The sequence below is a fragment of the Nocardioides pocheonensis genome (genome assembly GCF_003725535.1).
Classification (GTDB): domain Bacteria; phylum Actinomycetota; class Actinomycetes; order Propionibacteriales; family Nocardioidaceae; genus Marmoricola; species Marmoricola pocheonensis.
In genome coordinates this window covers 475,524-495,555 of record NZ_RJSF01000044.1, presented here as the reverse complement: position 1 = coordinate 495,555, position 20,032 = coordinate 475,524, and the positions used below count along the sequence as shown (strand labels likewise).

Here is a 20,032-nt window from a genome sequence, read left to right as displayed (position 1 = left end):
CGGTCGCCGCCTACACCGTCACCCCGAACGGGCTGACCAGCGACAACTACGCCATCACCTACGCCCCAGGAATCCTGGACGTGACCAAGAAGGCGCTCACCGTCACAGCCAACGACAAGGGACGCCAGTACAGCGACCCGACACCGGCGTTCACGGCGACGCTGACCGGCTTCGCCAACGGCGAGACGCTCGCTACCTCCGGCGTCACCGGCTCGCCCGGCTTCTCCACCACGGCGGGCGCCGAGAGCCCGGCCGGTTCGTACCCGATCACACCCAGCATCGGATCTCTCGCCGCAGCGAACTATTCCTTCACGTTCACGAACGGGACGCTCACCGTGACGCAGGAGAACGCGGCCCTCGAGTACACCGGGGACTCCCTCGTCAGCACCGGCTCGACCTCGAGCACCTCGACGGGCACCGCCCACCTCGCGGCGGCCGTGACGGAGGCGGCCGACGGAACGCTCGGCACCAAGCTGGGCACCACTCAGGTGAAGTTCACGGTGTACGGCTACGGCGACACCGAGAAGGGCTCTTGCACCGCCACGGTGTCCAACGTGGCCGGTGGCACGGGCACGGCGAGCTGCACGGTGTCAGGACTGGTGGCGGACAACTACACGGTGAAGATGGAGCTGGTGGCGAACTCGTTCTACGTCGCTCCCGTCGAGGACGCCGCCCTGACGGTGGTCAACTCCGGCACCGGGTTCACCACTGGCGGCGGCTGGCTGATCGAGCCGAATCTGTCCACCCGCAGCAACTTCGGGTTCACGGTGAAGTACCAGAAGAACGGAGGCGTCCAGGGGAACAGCCTCTACATCTACCGGAAGACCCTCACGGTGAACCAGGTCGCGAACCCGGCGGGTGGTTACCTGCCGGCCGGCGACTACAACTGGATCATCAAGAGCAATGCCATGAGCGCGCTCACCCAGACCTGCGGGACCACGACGCCGAAGATCTGCACCGCGACCTTCACCGGAAAGAGCAACGTGACCGCGGTGAACCGCCAGACCGGAGTGTCCTACAGCCTCGGCGGGAATCGGCAGTTCCAGGTCGACGTCACCGACAAAGGTGAGCCGGGCGCCTCGAGCTCGCCGGCGCCGGACACGTACGCGCTCAAGGTCTGGGACAGCTCGGGCACGTACTACCAGCTGGGCTCCCCGAGCGGGCAGATCAACTTGAACGGGGGCAACGTGCAGGTCAGGCCCTGACGGGTCGGCGCACGAACGAGAGCGGAGGCTGCTCCCTTGGCGGCCGCCGACTGCGGCTCCTGCCGCGGAATGAGGACCCCTGCCGAGGGAGGGCAGGGGTCCTCGTGCCCTCCGGGACGATCCGGGGGGGTTCGAGGCTCGCTGGCGCTCGCACCTCAACCACCGGAGCGCCGGCGCTCGCGCCTCAACCACCGGAGCTCCTCAACCACGCCTCGCCGGCGCTCGCACCTCGACCACCGGAGCGGCCGGATAGCGTGGGCCCGTGAGCCAGATCGCCCAGCGCCTCCACGTCGCCCAGCGGGCGAACGTGCCGCCGTTCCACGTGATGGACCTGCTGGCAGCGGCGAAGGCGCGGCAGGCGAGCCGGGGCGACCTGGTGAACTTCGTCGCCGGCCAGCCCTCGACCGGGGCGCCGCGAGCGGTGCGCGAGGAGGCCAAGCGGCTGCTCGACGAGGACCTGCTCGGCTACACGGTCGCGACCGGCGTACCCGAGCTGCGGGCCGCGATCGCCGAGCACCACCGGACCAGGTCCGGCATCGAGGTCCGCGCCGACGACGTGGTCGTGACGACCGGCTCGTCCGGCGGCTTCCTGCTCGCGTTCCTGGCGGCCTTCGAGCCGGGCGACCGCGTCGTGATGGCCCGACCGGGATACCCCTGCTACCGCAACGTGCTCACCGCGCTCGGCTGCGAGGTCGTCGAGGTCGACTGCGGCCCGGAGACGCGGTTCCAACCGACCGTCGCGCTGCTCGAGTCGGTGCCCGGGCCGATCGCCGGCGTCGTGATCGCCTCGCCGGCCAACCCCACCGGCACGATGATCCCGGCCGACGAGCTGGCCGCGATCGCGCGCTGGTGCGAGGAGAACGGCGTCCGGCTGATCTCCGACGAGATCTACCACGGGATCGTCTACGGGGCCGGCGGCACGTCCTCGGCGTGGCAGACCTCGCGCACCGGCGTCACCTTCGGATCGTTCTCGAAGTACTTCTCGATGACAGGCTGGCGCGTCGGCTGGATGCTCGTGCCCGAGGACCTGCGCCGGCCGGTCGACGTGCTCACCGGCAACTTCACGATCTGCCCGCCCGTTCTCAGCCAGTACGCCGCGATCGCCGCCTTCACGCCGGAGTCGTACGCCGAGCTCGACGGCCACGTCGACCGGTACGCCGCGAACCGCCGCCTTCTCCTCGACGGCCTGCCTCGCCTGGGGATCGACAAGCTCGCGCCCGCGGACGGTGCGTTCTACGTCTACGCCGACGTCGGGCACCTGACCGACGACTCGTACGCGTGGTGCCTGCGCGCTCTCGACGAGACGGGCGTGGCGATGGCGCCCGGCATCGACTTCGACACCAGGCGAGGACGGGAGTTCGTGCGACTGTCCTTCGCAGGCTCGGCCGAGGACATCGAGCAGGGCCTCGACCGGCTCGACGGGTGGCTGCCCCGATGAGCATCGAGGTGAGCGCCCTGGCGATCCACCCGGTCAAGAGCACGGCGATCCGTCACCTCGAGCGTGCCGAGGTGCGACCGTGGGGCCTGGCAGGCGACCGGCGCTGGATGGTGGTCGACGACGGCGGCACCCTGGTCACCGCCCGCGAGGTGCACGAGCTGTTCTCGATCACCGCAGACACACCCGAGACCGAGCCCGAGGCCGGCACCGCGCTCCGGCTCTCGGCCGACGGCCACGAGCCGATCGACGTCGTCGAGCCCGACACCGCGCCGATCCCGGTGCGCCTGCACCGGCACGACCTCGTCGCCCGGCCCGCGGAGGAGACGGCCAGCGCCTGGGTGCGGAAGGTCCTCGGGCGCGACGACCTCACCCTCGTCTGGTGCGACGACCCGGAGCGCCGATCGCTCAACCCGGCGTACGGCCGCCCGGGTGACCACACCGCCTTCGCCGACGGCTACCCGGTCACCCTGACCTCGCTCGACTCGCTCGCCCGGCTCAACGAGTGGATGGTCGAGGACGCCCTCCAGCGAGGCGAGGAGCCCGAGCCACCGCTGCCGATCGAGCGGTTCCGCGCCAACGTCGTGGTCCGGGGCGCCGAGCCCTTCGCGGAGGACGACTGGCACCGGCTGCGGATCGGCGCGGTCGCCTTCCGCAAGGCGAAGCTGATCGACCGGTGCGTGATGACCACGATCTCGCTCGTCGACCTGACCACGGCGAAGGAGCCGATCCGCACGCTGGCGCGACACCGGCAGTGGGACCACAACACGTGGTTCGGGATCCAGCTGATCCCGGAGACCACCGGGCCGATCGAGGTCGGCGACCCGGTGGTGCTCGAGTAGGCAGCCGGCTCTCCCGGTCCTCGTCGTGCTCAGGCCGCGAGCGCAGCGGTCAGCAGGTCGACGAGGTGGTCGGTGAACTTCTCGTGGCCGAGGCGCTGGCGGGCACCGTTCGCGCGTGAGCGAGCGCGCTCGGCCAGGGAAGCCGTCAGGAAGGTGACGAGGAGCGCGGCCCGTTCCCGCGCCAGGACGCGGCCGACCCGTGCGACCAGGAGGGAGTCGAGGGCCTCCAGCTGTGCGGCCAGCACGGTGCCCTCGAGGACCGGGTTGGGCCGCCCGGCGCCGAGACCCGACCAGTCCGACACCTGCTCCATGATCCGCAGGAAGTCCCGCCCCTCCTCGGTGACGAGCAGCGCCGCGGTCGGCAACACGATCGCCTCCACCAGGGGGCGGAGGCCGCTGCCCGGCGGCGGGAGCACCCGACTCCGGTCCATCTGGGCGACGTGACGCTCGACGATCGCGTGGAGCAGGCCCTGGCGCGAGCCGAAGTGGTAGCCCACGGCCGAGTCGTTGCCCTGGCCGGCGTCCCGCACGATGTCGGCGACACGGGCACCGCGCACCCCGTCGCGCGCGAAACGCCGCTCGCCCGCGCGGATGAGCCGGGCACGGGTGAGGGTTGCATCGCGGGCCACGATTACAGATACTAACAAGATCTGTTACTAACAAGTCTTGTTAGATCCTCTCAGGGAGTTGCGCATGACGCCCGTGACCTACGACCCCCTCGACCCGGCGTTCCTCGCAGACCCCTACCCGGCGTTCGCCTGGCTTCGCGAGCACGACCCGGTGCACCACCACCCGGCCGACCACCGGGCGCCCGCGTTCTGGGCCCTCTCACGGTTCGAGCACGTGTGGGACGCGGTCCGCCGGCCGGAGGTCTTCTCCTCGGCCGGCGGGCTCACCTTCTTCCCCGACGAGATCGGCCAGCTCGGCATCCCCCCGACGATCGTGATGCTCGACCCTCCCCGACAGACCCAGCTGCGTGCGTTGATCGGCCGCGGCTTCACGCCGAAGCGGGTCGCGGTGCTCGAGGCGCGGATCCGGTCGTTCGTGCGCTCGCGGCTGGAGGAGCTGGCGGCCCGGTACGCCGACGGAGCCACGGTCGACTTCCACGCGGAGTTCTCGAGCACCGTCCCGACGTACGTGCTTGCCGAGCTGCTCGGCGTGCCCGAGGCCGACCGGGAGCGGTTCGCGCCCTGGGTGCTGGCGCTGACCGAGCTGCAGAACGACGGCTTCGACAGTGCAGCCCTCACCGGCAGCCACGCGTCCACGGACGCGCTCACCGCGATGGCCGAGATGATGGAGTACTTCACCGCCGCGATCGCCGCGCGCCGGGCCGAGCCGGCCGACGACCTGCTCGGCGCGCTCGTCGAGGCGGAGGTGGCGGACGACGACGGGTCGGTGCAGCGGCTGAGCGACTGGGACGTCCTGGGTTTCTGCTTCGTCGTCGTGGCCGGGGGCAGCGACACCACCGCGAGCCTGATCACGCACGCGCTGGCCCTGCTCGAGGAGGCGCCCGACCAGCGCCGGCTCCTCCTCGACGACCCTTCGCTGCTGCCCGGTGCGCTGGTGGAGTTCCTGCGGCTCGAGTCGTCCGTGCAAGGGCTGGCCCGCACGACCCTGCGCGACGTGGACGTCGACGGCACCACGATCCCTGCCGGCGAGAAGGTGATGATGCTGTACGCCGCCGCGAACCGCGACCCGCGCGAGTTCGGCCCGACCGCCGACCGGGTCGACGTACGCCGGGAGATCCCGCGGCACCTGTCCTTCAGCAGCGGGCCGCACTTCTGCATCGGCAGCCACCTCGCCCGGCTGCAGGCGCGGGTCGCCCTCGAGGAGCTGCTCGAGGCTCATCCGTGGATCTCGCTGGACGCCGCGGCCGGACGCCGGCACGAGTCGCCGTTCGTCCGTGGCTGGGTCTCCGTGCCGGTCGCGCGGCTCTGACCAACTTCTGGTCGCGCGTCCCTCGTCGTCGCCCCCGGCTCCACTACTGTGCGTGCGGCGGCGAGGGACCGCCCCGGGAGGTTGCATGAGGCTGGACCGCTCCGTCGCGCTCGGGCTGCTCGCCCCTGGGGTCCTCGGCCTCGCGCTGCTCGGCCCGGCCGGCTCGGCGAGCGCTGGAATACTCGTGCACCGCGACCCGGCCGGAGACGTCGCCAGGAGCCCGGTCGGCTCGAACGTCTACGCCCCCGACCCCGCGCAGGTCGCCGGCGACATCGTCGCGACGCGGGTCGTCCACGCCCGGCTGGCGATCTGGATCCAGATCAGGTTCCGCGAGCTGGTCGACCGCGGCAACGGCAACTTCCACCTGATCGGGATCAAGACCCCGTGGCGGGCGCGGACGATCGAGCTCGACGCGCTGCCCGGGCACTGGGAGGGCACCACGACGATGACCGACGCGCACGGTCGAGTGGTCGACTGCGCCGTCACCCACCGGATCAGCTACGAACGCAACCGGGTCATGCTCCGCGTGCCGCGGATGTGTCTCGGCACCCCGCGCTGGGTCCGGGTCGGGATCCGGTCGACGGTCGCCGGCGCGACCTTCGCGTACGCCGACGACGCCCGGGCCGCCGGTATCGCGAGCGGCCTGCAGAGCGCCCTCGTCTACGGCCGGAGGATCCCGCTCTGAGCGGAGTCCGGAAAACGGCCGCGCGGTCCTGCGGCACGACGTAGCCTGCCCCGGTGCGGTCGCCCCGGACCGCCCTCGATCTCGGGAGGTCCCGTGAAGCTCATCCGTTCCAGCGCCCTGGCCCTGGCGACCGTCGTCGCCGTGCTGGTGCCCACCGCGGCGGAGGCGAACTCCTGGAGCCACGCCGACGGCACCGGCGACGTGTACACGGCGCCCGCCACGTCCACGGCTCCCACGCCGGCGCCCACCCGCACGGTCGGCGACGTCGTGGGCAGCACGATCCGGCACAAGCGTCGCGCCGTGGTGCTGCAGCTGCGCTACCTGGACCTCCAGGCCAACAGCGAGTTCAACACGCACGTCTTCGTGATCCGCACGCCGTCGATGCGGCGCGTGGTGACCCTCGTCGGCAACGCGACCTTCCCGGGCGGCCGGGTCCGGATGACCAAGCCGACCCGACCCAAGAAGGCGATCGCCTGCCGCATCGCGCACCGGATCGACTACACCGCGAAGACCGCCACGGTCGTCGTACCGCGCTCCTGCCTGGGCAAGCCCCGCTGGGTCCAGGTCGCCATGGCCGGGATGTCGTTCACGGGCTTCACGAGCAGCGACACGATGTGGATCGACGACGCCCTGAGCAACGGCACGTCCGGCATCTACAGCCCGCGCATCTTCCGCTGACGCAGGCGCCGGTCAGGTCTTCCGGCTGAGGAAAGCGAGCATCGCCTCTCGCGCCTCGTCGGAGCCGAAGAGGCGGGCGCTGAGGGCGATCATGTCCTCGGCGCCCGCCTCGACGTTTGCCAGGATCGGGCGCGCCAGCAGCGCCTTGGTCTCCCGGAGCCCTTGCGGGTGCGCCTTGCCGAGCTCGGCGCAGACGGCCGACACCGTCTCGTCGAGGTGGGCGTCCGGCACCGACCGCGTGACCAGGCCCATCGCCGCGGCCTCGGCGGCCGCGAACGTCCGCCCGGTCAGGAACGTGTCGTACGCCGCCCGGCTGGTCAGCCGCGGAAGCACCGTCAGCGAGATGACCGCAGGCGCCAGCGCCAGCCGCGACTCGGTGAACGCGAAGGTCACCTCCTCGCTGCAGATCACCACGTCGCTGGCCGCGACGATCCCCAGCCCGCCGGCCCGCACCGGTCCGGCCAGCCGGGTGACCACCGGCAGCGGGTGGGCGAGGATGCGCCGCTGCAGGTCGACGATCGCGCGGGCGCCCTCCTCCATCGACCCGGTCGCGGCCTCGCTCAGGTCGGCGCCGGAGCAGAAGACCCGGTCGGCCGACCGGAGCACCACGACCCGCGCCGCGTCGTCCGCGGCCGCCCGGTCGAGCCGGTCGAACAGCTCTCCGACCAGCTGCCGCGACAGTGCGTTGCGGTTGTGCGGCGAGTCCAGCGTGATCGTCGCGACCCCGTCGTCGCCCGTTTCGTAGTGCACCAGCTCCGTCATGCCGCTCCTCGTCGAGTTGGGTGAAATCGCCCCTTGAGTTGGGCCAAACCGCCCGGCGAGTAGCGAGTCCCCGCCCTCGAAGGGGAGGGTGATCCGGCGTTCCGGACGGTTTCTCGCTACTCGAAGGGCGGTTGCACCCAACTCAACGAGTGTGTCAGTAGGACTTGGGCAGGCCGAGGGAGTGCATGCCGACGAAGTTGAGGATCATCTCGCGGCTGACCGGGGCGATCCGGCCGACGCGGGCGGCGAGGATGAGGCCGCCGACGCCGTACTCCTGGGTGATGCCGTTACCGCCGTGGGCCTGGACGGCACGGTCGGCGGCGTCGCAGGCGGCCTCGGCGGCGGCGTACTTGGCCATGTTGGCGGCCTCGCCTGCACCCATGTCGTCGCCGGCGTCGTAGAGCGCCGCGGCCTTCTGGGTCATCAGCCGGGCCAGCTCGATCTCGATCTTGGACTGCGCCAAGGGGTGCGCGATGCCCTGGTGGGCGCCGATCGGCTCGCCCCAGACCTGCCGGTCCTTGACGTACGCCGTGGCGCGCTCGAGCGCGTGCCGGGCGATGCCCGTGGAGAACGACGCGGCCATGATCCGCTCCGGGTTGAGGCCGGCGAACAGCTGGATCAGGCCGGCGTCCTCGTCACCGACCAGCGAGTCCGCCGGCAGCCGGACGTCGTCGATGAAGACCTGGAACTGCCACTCCGGGCTGGTGAACTCCATCGGGATGTGCTGGTAGGTCAGGCCCTTCGCGTCGGTGGGGACGACGAAGAGGCAGGGCTTGAGCTTGCCGGTCTTCGCGTCCTCGGTGCGCGCCACGACCAGCACGTTCTCGGCCTCGTCCATGCCGGAGATGAAGACCTTCTGGCCCTTGAGCAGCCACTCGTCGCCGTCGCGCCGGGCGGTCGTGGTGATCCGATGGGAGTTCGAGCCGGCGTCGGGCTCAGTGATCGCGAAGGCCATCGTGCCGGTGCCGTCGCAGATGCCGGGCAGCCACTTCTGCTTCTGCTCCTCGGTGCCGAACCGGGAGATCACGGTGCCGCAGATCGCCGGCGAGACCACCATCATCAGCAGCGGGCAGCCCTGCGCGGCGAGCTCCTCGCAGACCGCGGCGACATCCCCGATGCCGCCGCCACCGCCGCCGAACTCCTCGGGCAGGTTGACGCCGAGGTAGCCGGCCTTGCCGACCGCCTCCATCAGCTCGGTCGTCTTCTCGCCCTTGCGCGCCTTCTCGGTGAAGTAGTCGCGACCGAACGTGGCGGCGAGCCTGGCCACCTGGCGACGCAGCTCCTGGCGCTCCTCGGACTCGCTGAACGCGATGGTCATCCCTGGTCTCCTTCGTCTTCCTCGGAGGTCGAGCCTGCCGAAACCACCGCGAGCACGTCGCCCGCGGAAACCTGCTGACCCACCTGCACCGCGACCTCGAGGAGGCCGGCGGTCGGTGCGTTGATGGTGTGCTGCATCTTCATCGCCTCGAGCACGAGCAGCGGCTGCCCGGGCTCGACGGCGGCGCCGGACTCCGCCTGCACCGCGATCACGGTGCCGGGCATCGGGGCGAGCAGCGACCCGGCGTGCACCTGCTCGGCCGGGTCGACGAACCGCGGCACCCGGGTCAGCGCGAGGTGGCCGGCGGCCGACTCGACGTCGACGCGGTGGCCGGTGACGAACACGTCGTACGGCGCGCGGAGGTCGTCGTGGTCGACCACGACCCGGTAGCCGCCCTCGATCGGCGTCACCCCGTCGAGCCGGACGCCCTCCAGGTCACCGTGCAGGTCGACCAGCTCGAGCCCTTCGTGCGTACGCCGCCACCCGACCCGCAGCTCCTCGCCGGCGAGCTCGAAGGTCTCCACCTGCGGCCCGGAGTGCACGTTGCGCCAGCCGGCGGGGATGCCCGCCTGCACCGTGCGGGCCAGCCGCGCCTCCTCGACGACGGCCATCGCCGCCGCGAAGCACGCGCGGGACCGGTCCTCCGGATCGCCCGGGACCAGCCCGGTGGAGGTCGAGACCAGGTCCTCCTCGGTGAGGAACGCGGTCGACATGCGCTCGTCGACGTACACCGGGTGCTCGAGCAGCTCGACCAGCTGGTCGCAGTTCGTGCGCAGGCCGTGGACCCGCGAGCGCCGCAGCAGGCCGGCGAGCTGCCTGAGCGCCAGCGCCCGGGTCGGCGCCCACGCGATCACCTTCGCGAGCATCGCGTCGTAGTGGGTGCCGACGTCGTTGCCGGAGACGAAGCCGCTGTCCAGGCGGGTGCCCCAGGTCGCGAACTGCTCGAACTCCAGGTCCGCCGGCACCTCGAGCCGGTCGAGCCGGCCGCTCTGCGGCTGGTAGTCGGCTGCCGGGTCCTCGGCGTAGAGCCGCACCTCGACGGCGTGGCCGCGCGGATCGGTGGGCGCCTGCGGCACGGGGTTGCCCTCGGCGACGCGGATCTGCTGCTCGACCAGGTCGATCCCGAAGACCGCCTCGGTGACCGGGTGCTCGACCTGGAGGCGGGTGTTCATCTCGAGGAAGGAGACCTTGTCGCCCGACACCATGAACTCGACGGTGCCCGCGCCGACGTACGAGATCGCCTCGGCGGCGAGCCGCGCGCCCTCGTGCAGCGTCTCGCGGACGTGGTGCGGCAGCCCGGGCGCCGGCGCCTCCTCGATCACCTTCTGGTGGCGGCGCTGGATCGAGCAGTCGCGGTCGCCGAGCACCAGGACCTGCCCGTGCTGGTCGCCGATCACCTGAACCTCGACGTGGCGACCGTGCTCGAGGTACGGCTCGCAGAACACGGTCGGGTCGCCGAACGCCGACTCGGCCTCGGCCGACGCCAGCGCCACCTGCTCGGCGAGCTGGTCGAGCGACCGGACGATCCGCATGCCGCGCCCGCCGCCGCCTGCCGATGCCTTGACCAGCAGGGGCAGGTCGTCCTCCGTGGCGGCCGCCGGATCGACCTCGCCGAACACCGGTACGCCGGCCTCGGCCATCAGCTTCTTCGCGGCGACCTTGGAGCCCATCGTCTCGATCGACTCCCAGGTCGGGCCGATCCAGGTGAGCCCGGCCTCGGTCACGGCGCGCGCGAACCCGGCGTTCTCCGACAGGAAGCCGTAGCCGGGGTGCACCGCGTCGGCGCCCGCGCGTCGCGCCGCCTCGACGACGAGGTCGCCGCGCAGGTAGGTCTCGGCCGGCGTGACGCCCGGCAGCCGCACGGCCAGGTCGGCCTCACGCACGAACGGCAGATCGGCGTCGGCGTCGGAGAACACCGCCACCGTGCCGATCCCGAGCCGACGGCAGGTCGTGAACACGCGGCGCGCGATCTCGCCCCGGTTCGCGACCAGGATGCGCTGGATCACAGGACTCTCCTTGGTTTCGAGGCTCGCTGCGCTCGCACCTCAACCAGCGGAGAGGCGGTCACATCGGGGGTGGTTGAGGTGCGACGAGCGCCAGCGAGGAGCCTCGAAACCACCTGACGGATCGACATCGACATCTCCCTCACATCCTGAAGACGCCGAAGCGGTCCGTGCCCTCGATGGGGGCGTTGGCGATCACGGACAGGCAGATGCCGAGCACGGTGCGGGTGTCGCGCGGGTCGATCACGCCGTCGTCGTAGAGCATCCCGGACAGGAAGTACGGCAGGCTCTGCTCCTCGACCGAGGCCTCGATGAAGGCGCGCATGCCGGCGTCGGCCTCCTCGTCGTACTCCTTGCCCTTCGCCCCGGCGGCGGCCCGCGCGACGATGCTGAGCACGCCCGCGAGCTGCTGCGGCCCCATCACCGCCGACTTCGCGCTCGGCCAGGTGAAGAGGAAGCGCGGGTCGTAGGCGCGGCCGTTCATGCCGTAGTTGCCGGCGCCGTACGACGCGCCCATGATCACCGACAGGTGCGGCACCCTCGAGTTGCTGACCGCGTTGATCATCTGGGCGCCGTGCTTGATGATCCCGCCCTGCTCGTACTCGGCGCCGACCATGTAGCCGGTGGTGTTGTGCAGGAACAGCAGCGGCACGTCGACCTGGTTGGCCAGCTGGATGAACTGCGTGGCCTTCTGCGCCTCCTCGGAGAACAGCACCCCCTGCGCGTTGGCCAGGATGCCGACCTGGTGGCCATGGATCCGCGCCCAGCCGGTGACCAGGGAGCCGCCGTAGAGCGGCTTGAACTCGTCGAAGACCACCTCGTTGCCGGCACTGCGGCCGTCGGCGATGCGCGCGATCACCTCGCGCGGGTCGAACGGCTCCTTGAGGTCCTGCGGGATCAGGTCGAGGAGCTCGTCGGGGTCGGCCTCGGGCTCGGCGTACGCGAGCTGGATGCGCGTGCCGTGGTCGGGCTTGCGCCAGTTCAGCCGGGCGACGATGCGCCGGCCGATCCGCAGCGCGTCGTGCTCGTCGACGGCGAGGTAGTCGGCCAGCCCGGAGACGCGCGCGTGCATCTCGGCGCCACCGAGGGACTCGTCGTCGGACTCCTCGCCGGTCGCCATCTTCACCAGCGGCGGGCCACCGAGGAAGACCTTGGCCTGCTCCTTGACCATGACGGTGTAGTCGCTCATGCCCGGCACGTAGGCGCCGCCGGCGGTGGAGTTGCCGAAGACCAGTGCGATCGTGGGCAGCTTGGCCGCCGACGAGCGGGTGATGTCGCGGAACAGCTTCCCGCCCGGGATGAAGATCTCCTTCTGCGTGGGCAGGTCAGCGCCGCCCGACTCGACGAGCGCGACCGTGGGGAGCCGGTTCTCCTCGGCGATCTGCGAGGCCCGGAAGATCTTCTTGACGGTCCACGGGTTGGAGGCGCCGCCCTTCACCGTCGGGTCGTTCGCGGTGATCATGCACTCGACGCCCTCGATCACGCCGATGCCGGTGACCACGCTGGCGCCGACGGTGAAGTCGGATCCCCAGCCGGCCAGCGGGGACAGCTCGAGGAACGCCGTACCGGGGTCGATCAGCAGCTCGATCCGCTCGCGGGGCAGCAGCTTGCCCCGCTTGCGGTGCCGCTCGACGCTGCGCTCGCCGCCGCCGGCAACGGCGACCGCGTGCTGCTCGTCGAGGTCGGCGAGCTTGGCGAGCATGGCCTCGCGGTTGGTGGTCTCGGTGGTTGAGCCTGCCGAAACCGCGGCGGGGGTTTCGGCAGGCTCAACCACCTGTGGCGACGGCTCGACCTCCGGAGTCCCAGTGGTCATGACGCGTAGCCCATCAGTCGGGCGGCAAGGTCGGTGAGCACTTCGGTCGCTCCTCCTCCGATCGGCAGGATCCGGGAGTCGCGGTAGTGCCGCTCCACCTCGGTCCCGTGCATGTAGCCGGTGCCGCCGTGGATCTGGACGGCCCGGTCGACGACGGTCTCGCAGGCCTCCACGGCGGTCTGCTTCGCCAGGCACGCCTCGGCAATGACGTTCTCGCCCGCGACATGGCGGGCCGCCACCTCGCGGGTGTAGGTGCGCGCGACCTCGACCAGCCGGTGCATCTCCACCAGCGTGTGCCGCACCACCTGGTTCGCGATCAGCGGCTTGCCGAACGTCTCCCGCTCGCGGGCGTACGCCGCGGTCAGCGCCAGGCTGCGCGAGGCGATGCCGTAGGCGTGCACGGCGAGCCCGATCCGCTCGACGACGAACTGCTCGGCGATCTGGTAGAAGCCGGAGTTCTCCTCGCCGACGAGGTTCGACGCGGGCACGCGGACGTCGACGTACGACAGCTCGGCGGTGTCGGAGCAGTGCCAGCCCATCTTGCGCAGGCTGCGGTCGACGGTGAAGCCGGGCGTGCCCTTGTCCACGACGATCAGCGAGATGCCGGCATGGCCCGGGCCGCCGGTGCGCACGGCGGTGGTCACGAAGTCGGCGCGCACGCCGCTGGTGATGAAGGTCTTCGCGCCGTTGATCACGTAGTGGTCGCCGTCGCGCACGGCGGTCGTGCGGATGCCGGCGACGTCGGACCCGCCGCCCGGCTCGGTGACCGCGAGCGAGCCGATCAGCTCGCCTGCCAGCGTCGGGCGGGCGTAGCGCTCGACGAGGTCGGCGCTGCCGTTGGCGACCAGGTGGGGCAGGGCGATGCCGTGGGTGAAGAGGCCCGCCGCCAGGCCGGACGAGCCGCCCGCCTCGAAGAACGCCTCCTGCATCGCCGTGGAGTCGAGCAGGTCACCGCCCTCGCCGCCGGCCTCCTCCGGGAAGCCGAGGCCGAGCAGGCCCGCCTTCGCCGCGGACTGGTGCAGCGAGCGCGGGATCTCGCCGGCGTCCTCCCACTCCTGCAGGTGGGGCGTCACCTCGCGCTCGACGAAGGTCCGCGCGGCGGCCTGGAGCGCCCGGCGCTCGTCGGTCAGGAAGGTCACAGCAAGTCCTCCGGAACGTGCACGCTGCGCGACCGCAGCCACTCACCGAGCGCCTTCGCCTGCGGGTCGAAGCGCGTGCTGGCGGCCACGCCCTCGCCGAGGAGGCCCCGGATCAGGACGTTCACCCCACCGAGGTTGGGCAGGCCGAACACCTCGACGTCGAGGTCCTTGGCCTCCGGCACGAGCCGGCGGACGTGGTCGGCGGTGATCACGTGCAGCAGCCAGGCGACGCGGCGGTCGCGCAGCTCGCCGCGCTCGCCGCCGACCCACAGGCCCACGTTGGCGTCGCCGCCCTTGTCACCGCTGCGGGCGTGCACGAACGTGCCGAGCGGCACGCACCGGGTCGGGGTGTCCTCGGCGTACGCCGCCGCGGCGGGCGGCTCGACGGTCGGGACGACGACGCCGGTGGTTTCGGCAGGCTCAACCACCCGTGGTGGGGCCTCATCCATCGGTGGTTGAGCCTCATCCATCGGTGGTTGAGCCTGCCGAAACTCCGGGATCACGACCGTGCGGCCGTCCCAGAGGTGCACGGTCTCCTCGACCTCGCCGCGGTCGACGTACGCCGGCCGGTAGACGCCGTACGGCGACGGCTTGCCCGGCGGGGCGGTCAACGTGAAGCCGGGGTAGGACGCCAGCGCCAGCTCGACGGCGGCGGCGCTGAACGGCTTGCCGACGACGTCGCCCGACGGGTCCTTGACCACCACGCGGAGCAGGCAGGACGCCGCCTCCTCGGAGTCCGCGTCCGGGGCGGGCCGCGAGCCGAGCGACCACGACACCGAGGCAGGCGGCTGCTCGGCGAGCCGGCTCTCCAGCTGGGTGCGCACCCAGTCGGCCTTCGCGTCGATGTCCAGGCCGGTGAGCACGAACTCCATCTGGTTGCGGAATCCGCCGAGCTCGTTGACGCAGACCTTGAGCTGCTCCGGAGGCTGCGACCCACGGACATCGCTGACGCGCACCCGGTCGGGGCCGTCGTCGGAGAGCCGGACGGACGCGAGGTCCGCGGTCACGTCGGGGCCGAGGTACTGGGTCGACTGCACCTCGTACATCAGTTGCGCGGTGACGGTGTCGAGCGACACCAGGCCGCCCGAGCCGGGGTGCTTGGTGACCACGAACGAGCCGTCGGCGTCGATCTCGGCGATCGGGAACCCGAGCGGGGTGGCGTCGCGCGGGAGCTCGAGGAAGCCCGAGAAGTTGCCGCCGGTGGCCTGGGTGCCGCACTCGACGATGTGCCCGGCGACCACGGCGCCGGCCAGGGCGTCGTACGCCGTGCGCGACCAGCCGTGGTGGGCGATCGCCGGTCCGACGACGACCGAGGCGTCCGTGACCCGGCCGGTCACCACGATGTCGGCGCCCTCCTCGAGGGCGCGGGCGATCCCGAACGCGCCGAGGTAGGCGTTCGCGGTCAGCGCCCCGCCGAGCCCGAGCTCTGCCGCGCGGGGCGCGAGGTCGTCGCCGTCGACCCACGCGATCTTCGCGGCCAGCCCCTGCGACGCGGCGACCTCCTCGAGCTTCGCGGCGAGGCCGGCCGGGTTCAGCCCGCCCGCGTTGGCGACGATCCGCACGCCGCGGTCCAGCGCGAGCGCCAGGCAGTCGGTCACCTGGGTCAGGAACGTGCGCGCGTAGCCGAGCGACGGGTCGCGCAGCCGGTCCTTGCCGAGGATCAGCATGGTGAGCTCGGCCAGGTAGTCACCGGTCAGGTAGTCCAGGCTCTGCTCACCGCCCTCGAGCATCTCGCGCATCGCCGAGAGCCGGTCGCCGTAGAACCCGCTGCAGTTGCCGATCCGCACGGTCCCGGTGGTTGAGCCTGCCGAAACCGTCGAGCCTGCGGAGACCTCAGCCACCGTGCACCGTGGCCTTCCGGCCCGCACCGGCCGGACCGGCGAAGGCCTGGGCGATGTCCAGCCAGCGGTCGGCGTCGGCGCCGACGGCGACGAGGTCGGTGTCCTCGCGGTGCGCGCGCTGGGTCACCCGCAGGCAGAAGTCGTACGCCGACCCGCTGACCCGCTGCGCCGCGTCCTCCGGGCCCCAGGTCCAGGTCTCGCCGGAGGGGGAGACCAGCTCGACCCGGAACTCGTCGGTCGGAGGCTCCAGCCCGTGCACCCCGAAGGCGAAGTCGCGGGTGCGCACACCGAGGTGCGCGATGTGCCGGACCCGGTCGGTCGGCTCCGGCCGCGCGGTCATCGCACCGGCGGAGATCAGCGCGTCGTACACGTCGAGGGCGTGCGCCCAGGTCTCCATGAACCGCGCGGTGGCCATCGACGTCGGGCTCATCGGCGGCCCGTACCAGGGGAGCTTCTGACCCTCGGGGTAGGCGCGCAGCATCGCGACGACGGCGGGCCGCAAGCGCTGCCAGCGCGCGAGGATCTCGGGAGCGGGTGCCCGGGCACCCTCGAAGGCCTGCACGTCGACGAAGTTCTGCGGGTCCTCCAGCGCCGCGAGCACGAGCGCGTCCCACGCCGCCTTGTCGGTGCCCGCGGCCAGCGCACTCTCGTCGGTCCACGCCAGGTGGACGATCGTCGTCGCGATGTCCCAGCCCTCCGCGGGCACCGGCGTGCGCCAGGCCGCCTCGTCGAGCCCGACCACCGCGGCCTCCAGCTGGTCGCCCTCGGCGGTCAGGTCGGCGAGCACCTGCTCCAGCACGGCACGCTTGTCGGTCATCGGGTCCCTCTCTCCTGGCGGTGGTGCTCCCGGCGGGGCAGCTCGTGGTCGAGCACCTCGGCCCAGCGGTCGAGCACGCGTGCGCGGCGGGCCTGGTCGTCGCTGATCGTGCTGGCCAGGCCGAGGCCGCGGATCAGGTCGAGCGTCGCCTGCACCAGCTCGCGGGCCCCGGGGCGGCTCTCGTCGACGTCGAGCATCTCGACGGTCAGCCGGTGGGTCTCGCGACCGGTCACCCGCTCCAGTGGCTCGACGGCGGCCAGCAGCTGCGGGTCGGTGCGGGCGGCCACCCAGAGCTCGAGCGCCGCGGCGAAGACGTCGGCCGTGAAGTGCTCGCCGAGCAGCTCGAGGACCTCGCGGGTGCGGCGCTGGTCCCGCGGGAGCGCGGCGGCGGCCTGGGCGAGCTCCTCGCGGCGCACGGTCGCGATGTGCTCGACCGCGGCGACCACGAGATCGGCCTTGGTCGGGAAGTGGTGCAGCTGTGCGCCTCGGCTGACCCCGGCCCGCTGGGAGACCAGCGTGGTGGAGGTGCCGCTCCAGCCGTGCTCGACCAGGCACTGCAGCGTGGCCTCGAGGAGCCGCTGCCGCATCGCGCGGGTGCGCTCCTCCTGGGGCACGCGCGTCGTCGCCACCCCTCCGCTGGTCACGCGGTCATCCTGACTCCTGCAACAACAAACAGTCAAGCCTGACTTTTAGTTTCGACGCGTTCCCGGGCGGACGCGCAGCGGGACCTCTAGGCTCGGGCCGATCTCGAGGAGGACGCGCATGAGCGATCCGGACCAGCCGACCGACCAGCCGGGCCAGACGCCCTGGGGCGCGGGCCCCGCCGGCTCGACACCGCCGCCGCCGCCTCCCCCGCCGCCTCCGCCGCCGCCGTCGTCCTACCCGTCCTACCCGTCGGGCCAGCCGGCCTCGCCGTACGCCGCACAGCCCGGCTACCCCGCGGCGCCGGGCCACCCGCCGTACGGCTACGGCGGACCGGCGATCCCCTACGCGCACTGGGGACTCCGCGTGGGCGCCTACATCCTGGACGCGCTGCTGCTGGTCCCCGGCTACGTCGTCGCCGGCTTCGGGGCCGGGATGAGCGGCTCGATCGACAACGCCACCCAGACCGTCGGCATCCTGCTCATGGTCGTCGGGTACGCCGGCGCCATCGGGTTCGGGATCTGGAACCAGATCCTCCGCCAGGGCCGCACCGGCGCGAGCCTCGGCAAGCACTGGATCGGCATCCGGGTCGTCAAGGAGACCACCGGCCAGCCCCTCGGCGGCTGGCTCACGTTCGGCCGCTCGCTCCTGCACATCCTGGACGGCCTCCCGTGCTACCTCGGCTACCTGTGGCCGCTGTGGGACGCCAAGCGCCAGACCTTCGCCGACAAGCTGGTCGGCTCGGTCGTGCTCCGCCAGCAGGACCAGGCCCCGCCGTTCCAGACGCAGCAGGTCCAGACCCAGCAGCCCTGGCCGCCACAGCCGTACTGAGTCACGGTGAAACCGCCGTGTAGGCGGCGTGAAACCGGCAGGTCGCAGAGTTCCTCGTGACCGGCCGCTGCAGGGAGCAGCGGCGGTCGCGAAGGAGCAACCATGACCACACACGCAGTCCAGGCGACCGGCCTGGTGAAGGCGTTCGACGACTTCCGCGCCGTCGACGGCGTCGACCTGGAGGTACGCCGCGGCGAGATCTTCGGCGTCCTCGGGCCCAACGGCGCCGGCAAGACCACCATGCTCAGCATGCTCGCCACCCTCCTCTCCATCGACGAGGGCCACGCCGAGATCTTCGGCGTCGACGTACGCCGGGAGCCACACCGGATCCGCCAGCTGCTCGGCGTCACCGGGCAGTACGCCTCGGTCGACGAGAACCTCACCGCCTCGGAGAACCTCTGGCTGTTCGGCCGGCTCCAGGGCCTGCCGCGCGCCGAGGCGCGGGCGACCGCCGAGCGCCTGCTGGCCCAGTTCTCGCTCGAGGAGGCGGCCGACAAGCCGATCAGCCAGTTCTCCGGAGGCATGCGCCGCCGGCTCGACCTCGCCGCCAGCCTGATCAGCCGACCGCCGCTGATCTTCCTCGACGAGCCGACCACCGGGCTCGACCCCCGCACCCGCGGGCAGATGTGGGACACGATCCGCGGCCTGGTGGCCGACGGATCCACGATCCTGCTGACCACGCAGTACCTCGACGAGGCCGACCAGCTGGCTGACCGGATCGCGGTGATCGACCGCGGTCGCAAGGTGGCCGAGGGGACGCCCGACGAGCTGAAGTCGTCGGTCGGCGCCGCCTCGCTGCAGCTGCAGCTCGCGCACGACGCCGACCAGGCGCTCGCGATCGAGGTCGTCCGACGGCTTCTCCACGAGGAGCCCGTGCTGACGCCGCAGGCGTCCGACGGGAGGGGCGGCCGGATGAACGTCGCCCTCGACGAGGCCGACCGGGCTGCCGACGTCCTGATCGCGCTGCGCCAGTCCGGCATCTCGATCACCTCGGTGAGCGTCGACAAGCCCACCCTCGACGAGGTCTTCCTCGCCCTCACCGGTCACGACACCGGCCAGTCCGACCAGTCCGACTCCCGCACCGACGAGCCCGCCCTGGAGGTGGCCCGATGAGCACCACGATCACCACGCCGCGTACGCCGGTCCAGGACCCGCTGGACCTGGTCGCCCGGACCCGCTCGCACACCAGCTTCCAGGAGACGGTGAGCCAGACCCTGACGATGGCGTGGCGGGCCACGAAGAAGATGCGGCGCAACCCGGAGCAGTTCTTCGACGTGATCATCCAGCCGCTGCTGTTCACCGCGATGTTCACCTACATCTTCGGTGGGGCGATCTCCGGCAGCGTGGCCAACTACATGCCGCTGATCATCCCCGGCATCCTCGCCCAGACCGCGCTCACCGCGTGCATGGCGATGGGCACCCAGCTGCGGGAGGACATGGACAAGGGCGTCTTCGACCGGTTCAAGTCCCTGCCGATCGCGCGAATCGCCCCGCTCGCCGGGCCCGCCCTGGCCGACGTGATCCGCTACGTCATCGCCGCGACGCTCACGATCCTGGTCGGCCTGGCGATGGGCTACCGCCCCGGCGGCGGCTTCCTCGGCACGCTCGGCGGATGGGCGCTGACCATCGTCGCGGCGTGGTCGCTGGCCTGGATCTTCACGTGGCTCGGCACCATCGCGCGCTCCGCCCAGGCGGTGCAGGGCATCTCGATGATGATCATGTTCCCGCTGTCCTTCATGTCGAACGCCTTCGTGAAGGAGGACACGATGCCCGGCTGGCTGCAGGCGTTCGTCAAGGTCAACCCGGTCTCGCACGTGGTCTCCGCGGTGCGCGACCTGATGAACGACGGACAGGTGACCGGCGACGTCGGCTGGGCCCTCCTCGGCTGCGTCCTGGTCGTCGCGATCTTCGCGCCGCTCTCGGTGCGCAGCTACAAGCGGCATCTCTGAGCCGCGAGCCTGCGAGGCACGAGCAGGCTCGCGACGCGAAGAGGTTGAGGAAGCCTCGCTCGGGCGAGCTCGCGAGCCCGGGCGAACGGCGGCTCGAAACCTGAGCCACCGGGTGGTTGAGCCTGCCGAAACCA

The 20,032-nt window shown here is 71.7% G+C and carries 18 protein-coding genes; 9 read left to right on the top strand and 9 right to left on the bottom strand.

From position 1 onward, the window contains the following. The 3 genes from EFL26_RS24365 to EFL26_RS19545 form a co-directional block, all read left to right on the top strand. The coding region (locus tag EFL26_RS24365) for an MBG-2 domain-containing protein (RefSeq protein ID WP_183408271.1) at window positions 1-1,205 on the top strand (1,205 nt) is incomplete at its 5' end. 262 nt (window positions 1,206-1,467) lie between these two features. Beyond that, entirely contained in the window at window positions 1,468-2,643 is a 1,176-nt protein-coding gene (locus tag EFL26_RS19550) for a pyridoxal phosphate-dependent aminotransferase (RefSeq protein WP_246000284.1), read from the top strand. Further along, window positions 2,640-3,482, top strand: coding sequence for an MOSC domain-containing protein (locus EFL26_RS19545; RefSeq protein WP_221177042.1), 843 nt, complete (start codon window positions 2,640-2,642; stop codon window positions 3,480-3,482). Before EFL26_RS19550 ends, EFL26_RS19545 begins: the two co-directional genes overlap by 4 nt. A gap of 29 nt (window positions 3,483-3,511) precedes the next feature. Here the strand turns inward: EFL26_RS19545 and EFL26_RS19540 are convergent, their stop codons facing one another. Next, window positions 3,512-4,111 (bottom strand): TetR/AcrR family transcriptional regulator, encoded by a 600-nt coding sequence (locus tag EFL26_RS19540; protein ID WP_123224538.1) that lies wholly within the window; start codon window positions 4,109-4,111, stop codon window positions 3,512-3,514. 64 nt (window positions 4,112-4,175) lie between these two features. Here EFL26_RS19540 and EFL26_RS19535 point away from each other — a divergent pair, with 64 nt between their 5' ends. The 3 genes from EFL26_RS19535 to EFL26_RS19525 all read left to right on the top strand — a co-directional run bounded on the left by EFL26_RS19535 (window position 4,176) and on the right by EFL26_RS19525 (window position 6,783). After that, window positions 4,176-5,420 (top strand): cytochrome P450, encoded by a 1,245-nt coding sequence (locus tag EFL26_RS19535; RefSeq protein ID WP_123224537.1) that lies wholly within the window; start codon window positions 4,176-4,178, stop codon window positions 5,418-5,420. 85 nt (window positions 5,421-5,505) lie between these two features. After that, window positions 5,506-6,105 carry a hypothetical protein gene (locus tag EFL26_RS19530; RefSeq protein ID WP_123224536.1) on the top strand — a complete coding sequence of 200 codons (600 nt, stop codon included), beginning with the start codon at window positions 5,506-5,508 and terminating at the stop codon, window positions 6,103-6,105. Window positions 6,106-6,198: 93 nt separating this feature from the next. Beyond that, a complete protein-coding gene (locus EFL26_RS19525) occupies window positions 6,199-6,783 on the top strand; it encodes a hypothetical protein (RefSeq protein ID WP_123224535.1) in 585 nt (194 codons plus the stop codon). Window positions 6,784-6,795: 12 nt separating this feature from the next. Here EFL26_RS19525 and EFL26_RS19520 read toward each other — a convergent pair whose 3' ends face one another. The 8 genes from EFL26_RS19520 to EFL26_RS19485 form a co-directional block, all read right to left on the bottom strand. Next, window positions 6,796-7,545 (bottom strand): enoyl-CoA hydratase family protein, encoded by a 750-nt coding sequence (locus EFL26_RS19520; RefSeq protein WP_123224534.1) that lies wholly within the window; start codon window positions 7,543-7,545, stop codon window positions 6,796-6,798. 154 nt (window positions 7,546-7,699) lie between these two features. Beyond that, window positions 7,700-8,863 (bottom strand): acyl-CoA dehydrogenase family protein, encoded by a 1,164-nt coding sequence (locus tag EFL26_RS19515; protein WP_123224533.1) that lies wholly within the window; start codon window positions 8,861-8,863, stop codon window positions 7,700-7,702. Then, window positions 8,860-10,869 (bottom strand): ATP-binding protein, encoded by a 2,010-nt coding sequence (locus tag EFL26_RS19510; protein WP_123224532.1) that lies wholly within the window; start codon window positions 10,867-10,869, stop codon window positions 8,860-8,862. Before EFL26_RS19510 ends, EFL26_RS19515 begins: the two co-directional genes overlap by 4 nt. A 139-nt stretch (window positions 10,870-11,008) precedes the next feature. Continuing rightward, the gene (locus tag EFL26_RS19505; protein ID WP_221177059.1) at window positions 11,009-12,568 is read right to left on the bottom strand and encodes an acyl-CoA carboxylase subunit beta; all 1,560 of its coding nucleotides are present in this window, start codon (window positions 12,566-12,568) and stop codon (window positions 11,009-11,011) included. A 107-nt stretch (window positions 12,569-12,675) separates the two neighbouring features. Continuing rightward, window positions 12,676-13,818, bottom strand: a complete 1,143-nt coding sequence (locus tag EFL26_RS19500) for an acyl-CoA dehydrogenase family protein (protein ID WP_123224530.1) — start codon at window positions 13,816-13,818, stop codon at window positions 12,676-12,678. Next, entirely contained in the window at window positions 13,815-15,659 is a 1,845-nt protein-coding gene (locus EFL26_RS19495; protein WP_246000283.1) for an acyclic terpene utilization AtuA family protein, read from the bottom strand. Before EFL26_RS19495 ends, EFL26_RS19500 begins: the two co-directional genes overlap by 4 nt. Further along, window positions 15,652-16,476, bottom strand: a complete 825-nt coding sequence (locus EFL26_RS19490) for a TIGR03084 family metal-binding protein (RefSeq protein ID WP_123224529.1) — start codon at window positions 16,474-16,476, stop codon at window positions 15,652-15,654. The genes EFL26_RS19495 and EFL26_RS19490 overlap by 8 nt, the downstream gene beginning before the upstream one ends. Further along, window positions 16,473-17,120, bottom strand: a complete 648-nt coding sequence (locus tag EFL26_RS19485; protein WP_246000282.1) for a TetR/AcrR family transcriptional regulator — start codon at window positions 17,118-17,120, stop codon at window positions 16,473-16,475. The genes EFL26_RS19490 and EFL26_RS19485 overlap by 4 nt, the downstream gene beginning before the upstream one ends. 118 nt (window positions 17,121-17,238) lie before the next feature. Between EFL26_RS19485 and EFL26_RS19480 the strand changes: the two genes are divergently transcribed. The 3 genes from EFL26_RS19480 to EFL26_RS19470 all read left to right on the top strand — a co-directional run bounded on the left by EFL26_RS19480 (window position 17,239) and on the right by EFL26_RS19470 (window position 19,898). Next, a complete protein-coding gene (locus EFL26_RS19480) occupies window positions 17,239-17,949 on the top strand; it encodes an RDD family protein (RefSeq protein WP_123224528.1) in 711 nt (236 codons plus the stop codon). 102 nt (window positions 17,950-18,051) lie between these two features. After that, window positions 18,052-19,062, top strand: a complete 1,011-nt coding sequence (locus EFL26_RS19475; protein ID WP_123224527.1) for an ATP-binding cassette domain-containing protein — start codon at window positions 18,052-18,054, stop codon at window positions 19,060-19,062. Continuing rightward, the gene (locus EFL26_RS19470) at window positions 19,059-19,898 is read left to right on the top strand and encodes an ABC transporter permease (RefSeq protein ID WP_123224526.1); all 840 of its coding nucleotides are present in this window, start codon (window positions 19,059-19,061) and stop codon (window positions 19,896-19,898) included. Before EFL26_RS19475 ends, EFL26_RS19470 begins: the two co-directional genes overlap by 4 nt. The last annotated feature ends 134 nt before the right edge of the window (window positions 19,899-20,032 follow it).

Bases quoted from the DNA above. Each gene is read 5' to 3' on its own strand.
- EFL26_RS19515 (WP_123224533.1), bottom strand. From the start codon at position 8,863: ATGACCATCGCGTTCAGCGAGTCCGAGGAGCGCCAGGAGCTGCGTCGC.
- EFL26_RS19530 (WP_123224536.1), top strand. From the start codon at position 5,506: ATGAGGCTGGACCGCTCCGTCGCGCTCGGGCTGCTCGCCCCTGGGGTC.
- EFL26_RS19520 (WP_123224534.1), bottom strand. From the start codon at position 7,545: ATGACGGAGCTGGTGCACTACGAAACGGGCGACGACGGGGTCGCGACG.
- EFL26_RS19535 (WP_123224537.1), top strand. From the start codon at position 4,176: ATGACGCCCGTGACCTACGACCCCCTCGACCCGGCGTTCCTCGCAGAC.
- EFL26_RS19470 (WP_123224526.1), top strand. From the start codon at position 19,059: ATGAGCACCACGATCACCACGCCGCGTACGCCGGTCCAGGACCCGCTG.
- EFL26_RS19505 (WP_221177059.1), bottom strand. From the start codon at position 12,568: ATGCTCGCCAAGCTCGCCGACCTCGACGAGCAGCACGCGGTCGCCGTT.
- EFL26_RS19490 (WP_123224529.1), bottom strand. From the start codon at position 16,476: ATGACCGACAAGCGTGCCGTGCTGGAGCAGGTGCTCGCCGACCTGACC.
- EFL26_RS19480 (WP_123224528.1), top strand. From the start codon at position 17,239: ATGAGCGATCCGGACCAGCCGACCGACCAGCCGGGCCAGACGCCCTGG.
- EFL26_RS19475 (WP_123224527.1), top strand. From the start codon at position 18,052: ATGACCACACACGCAGTCCAGGCGACCGGCCTGGTGAAGGCGTTCGAC.
- EFL26_RS19545 (WP_221177042.1), top strand. From the start codon at position 2,640: ATGAGCATCGAGGTGAGCGCCCTGGCGATCCACCCGGTCAAGAGCACG.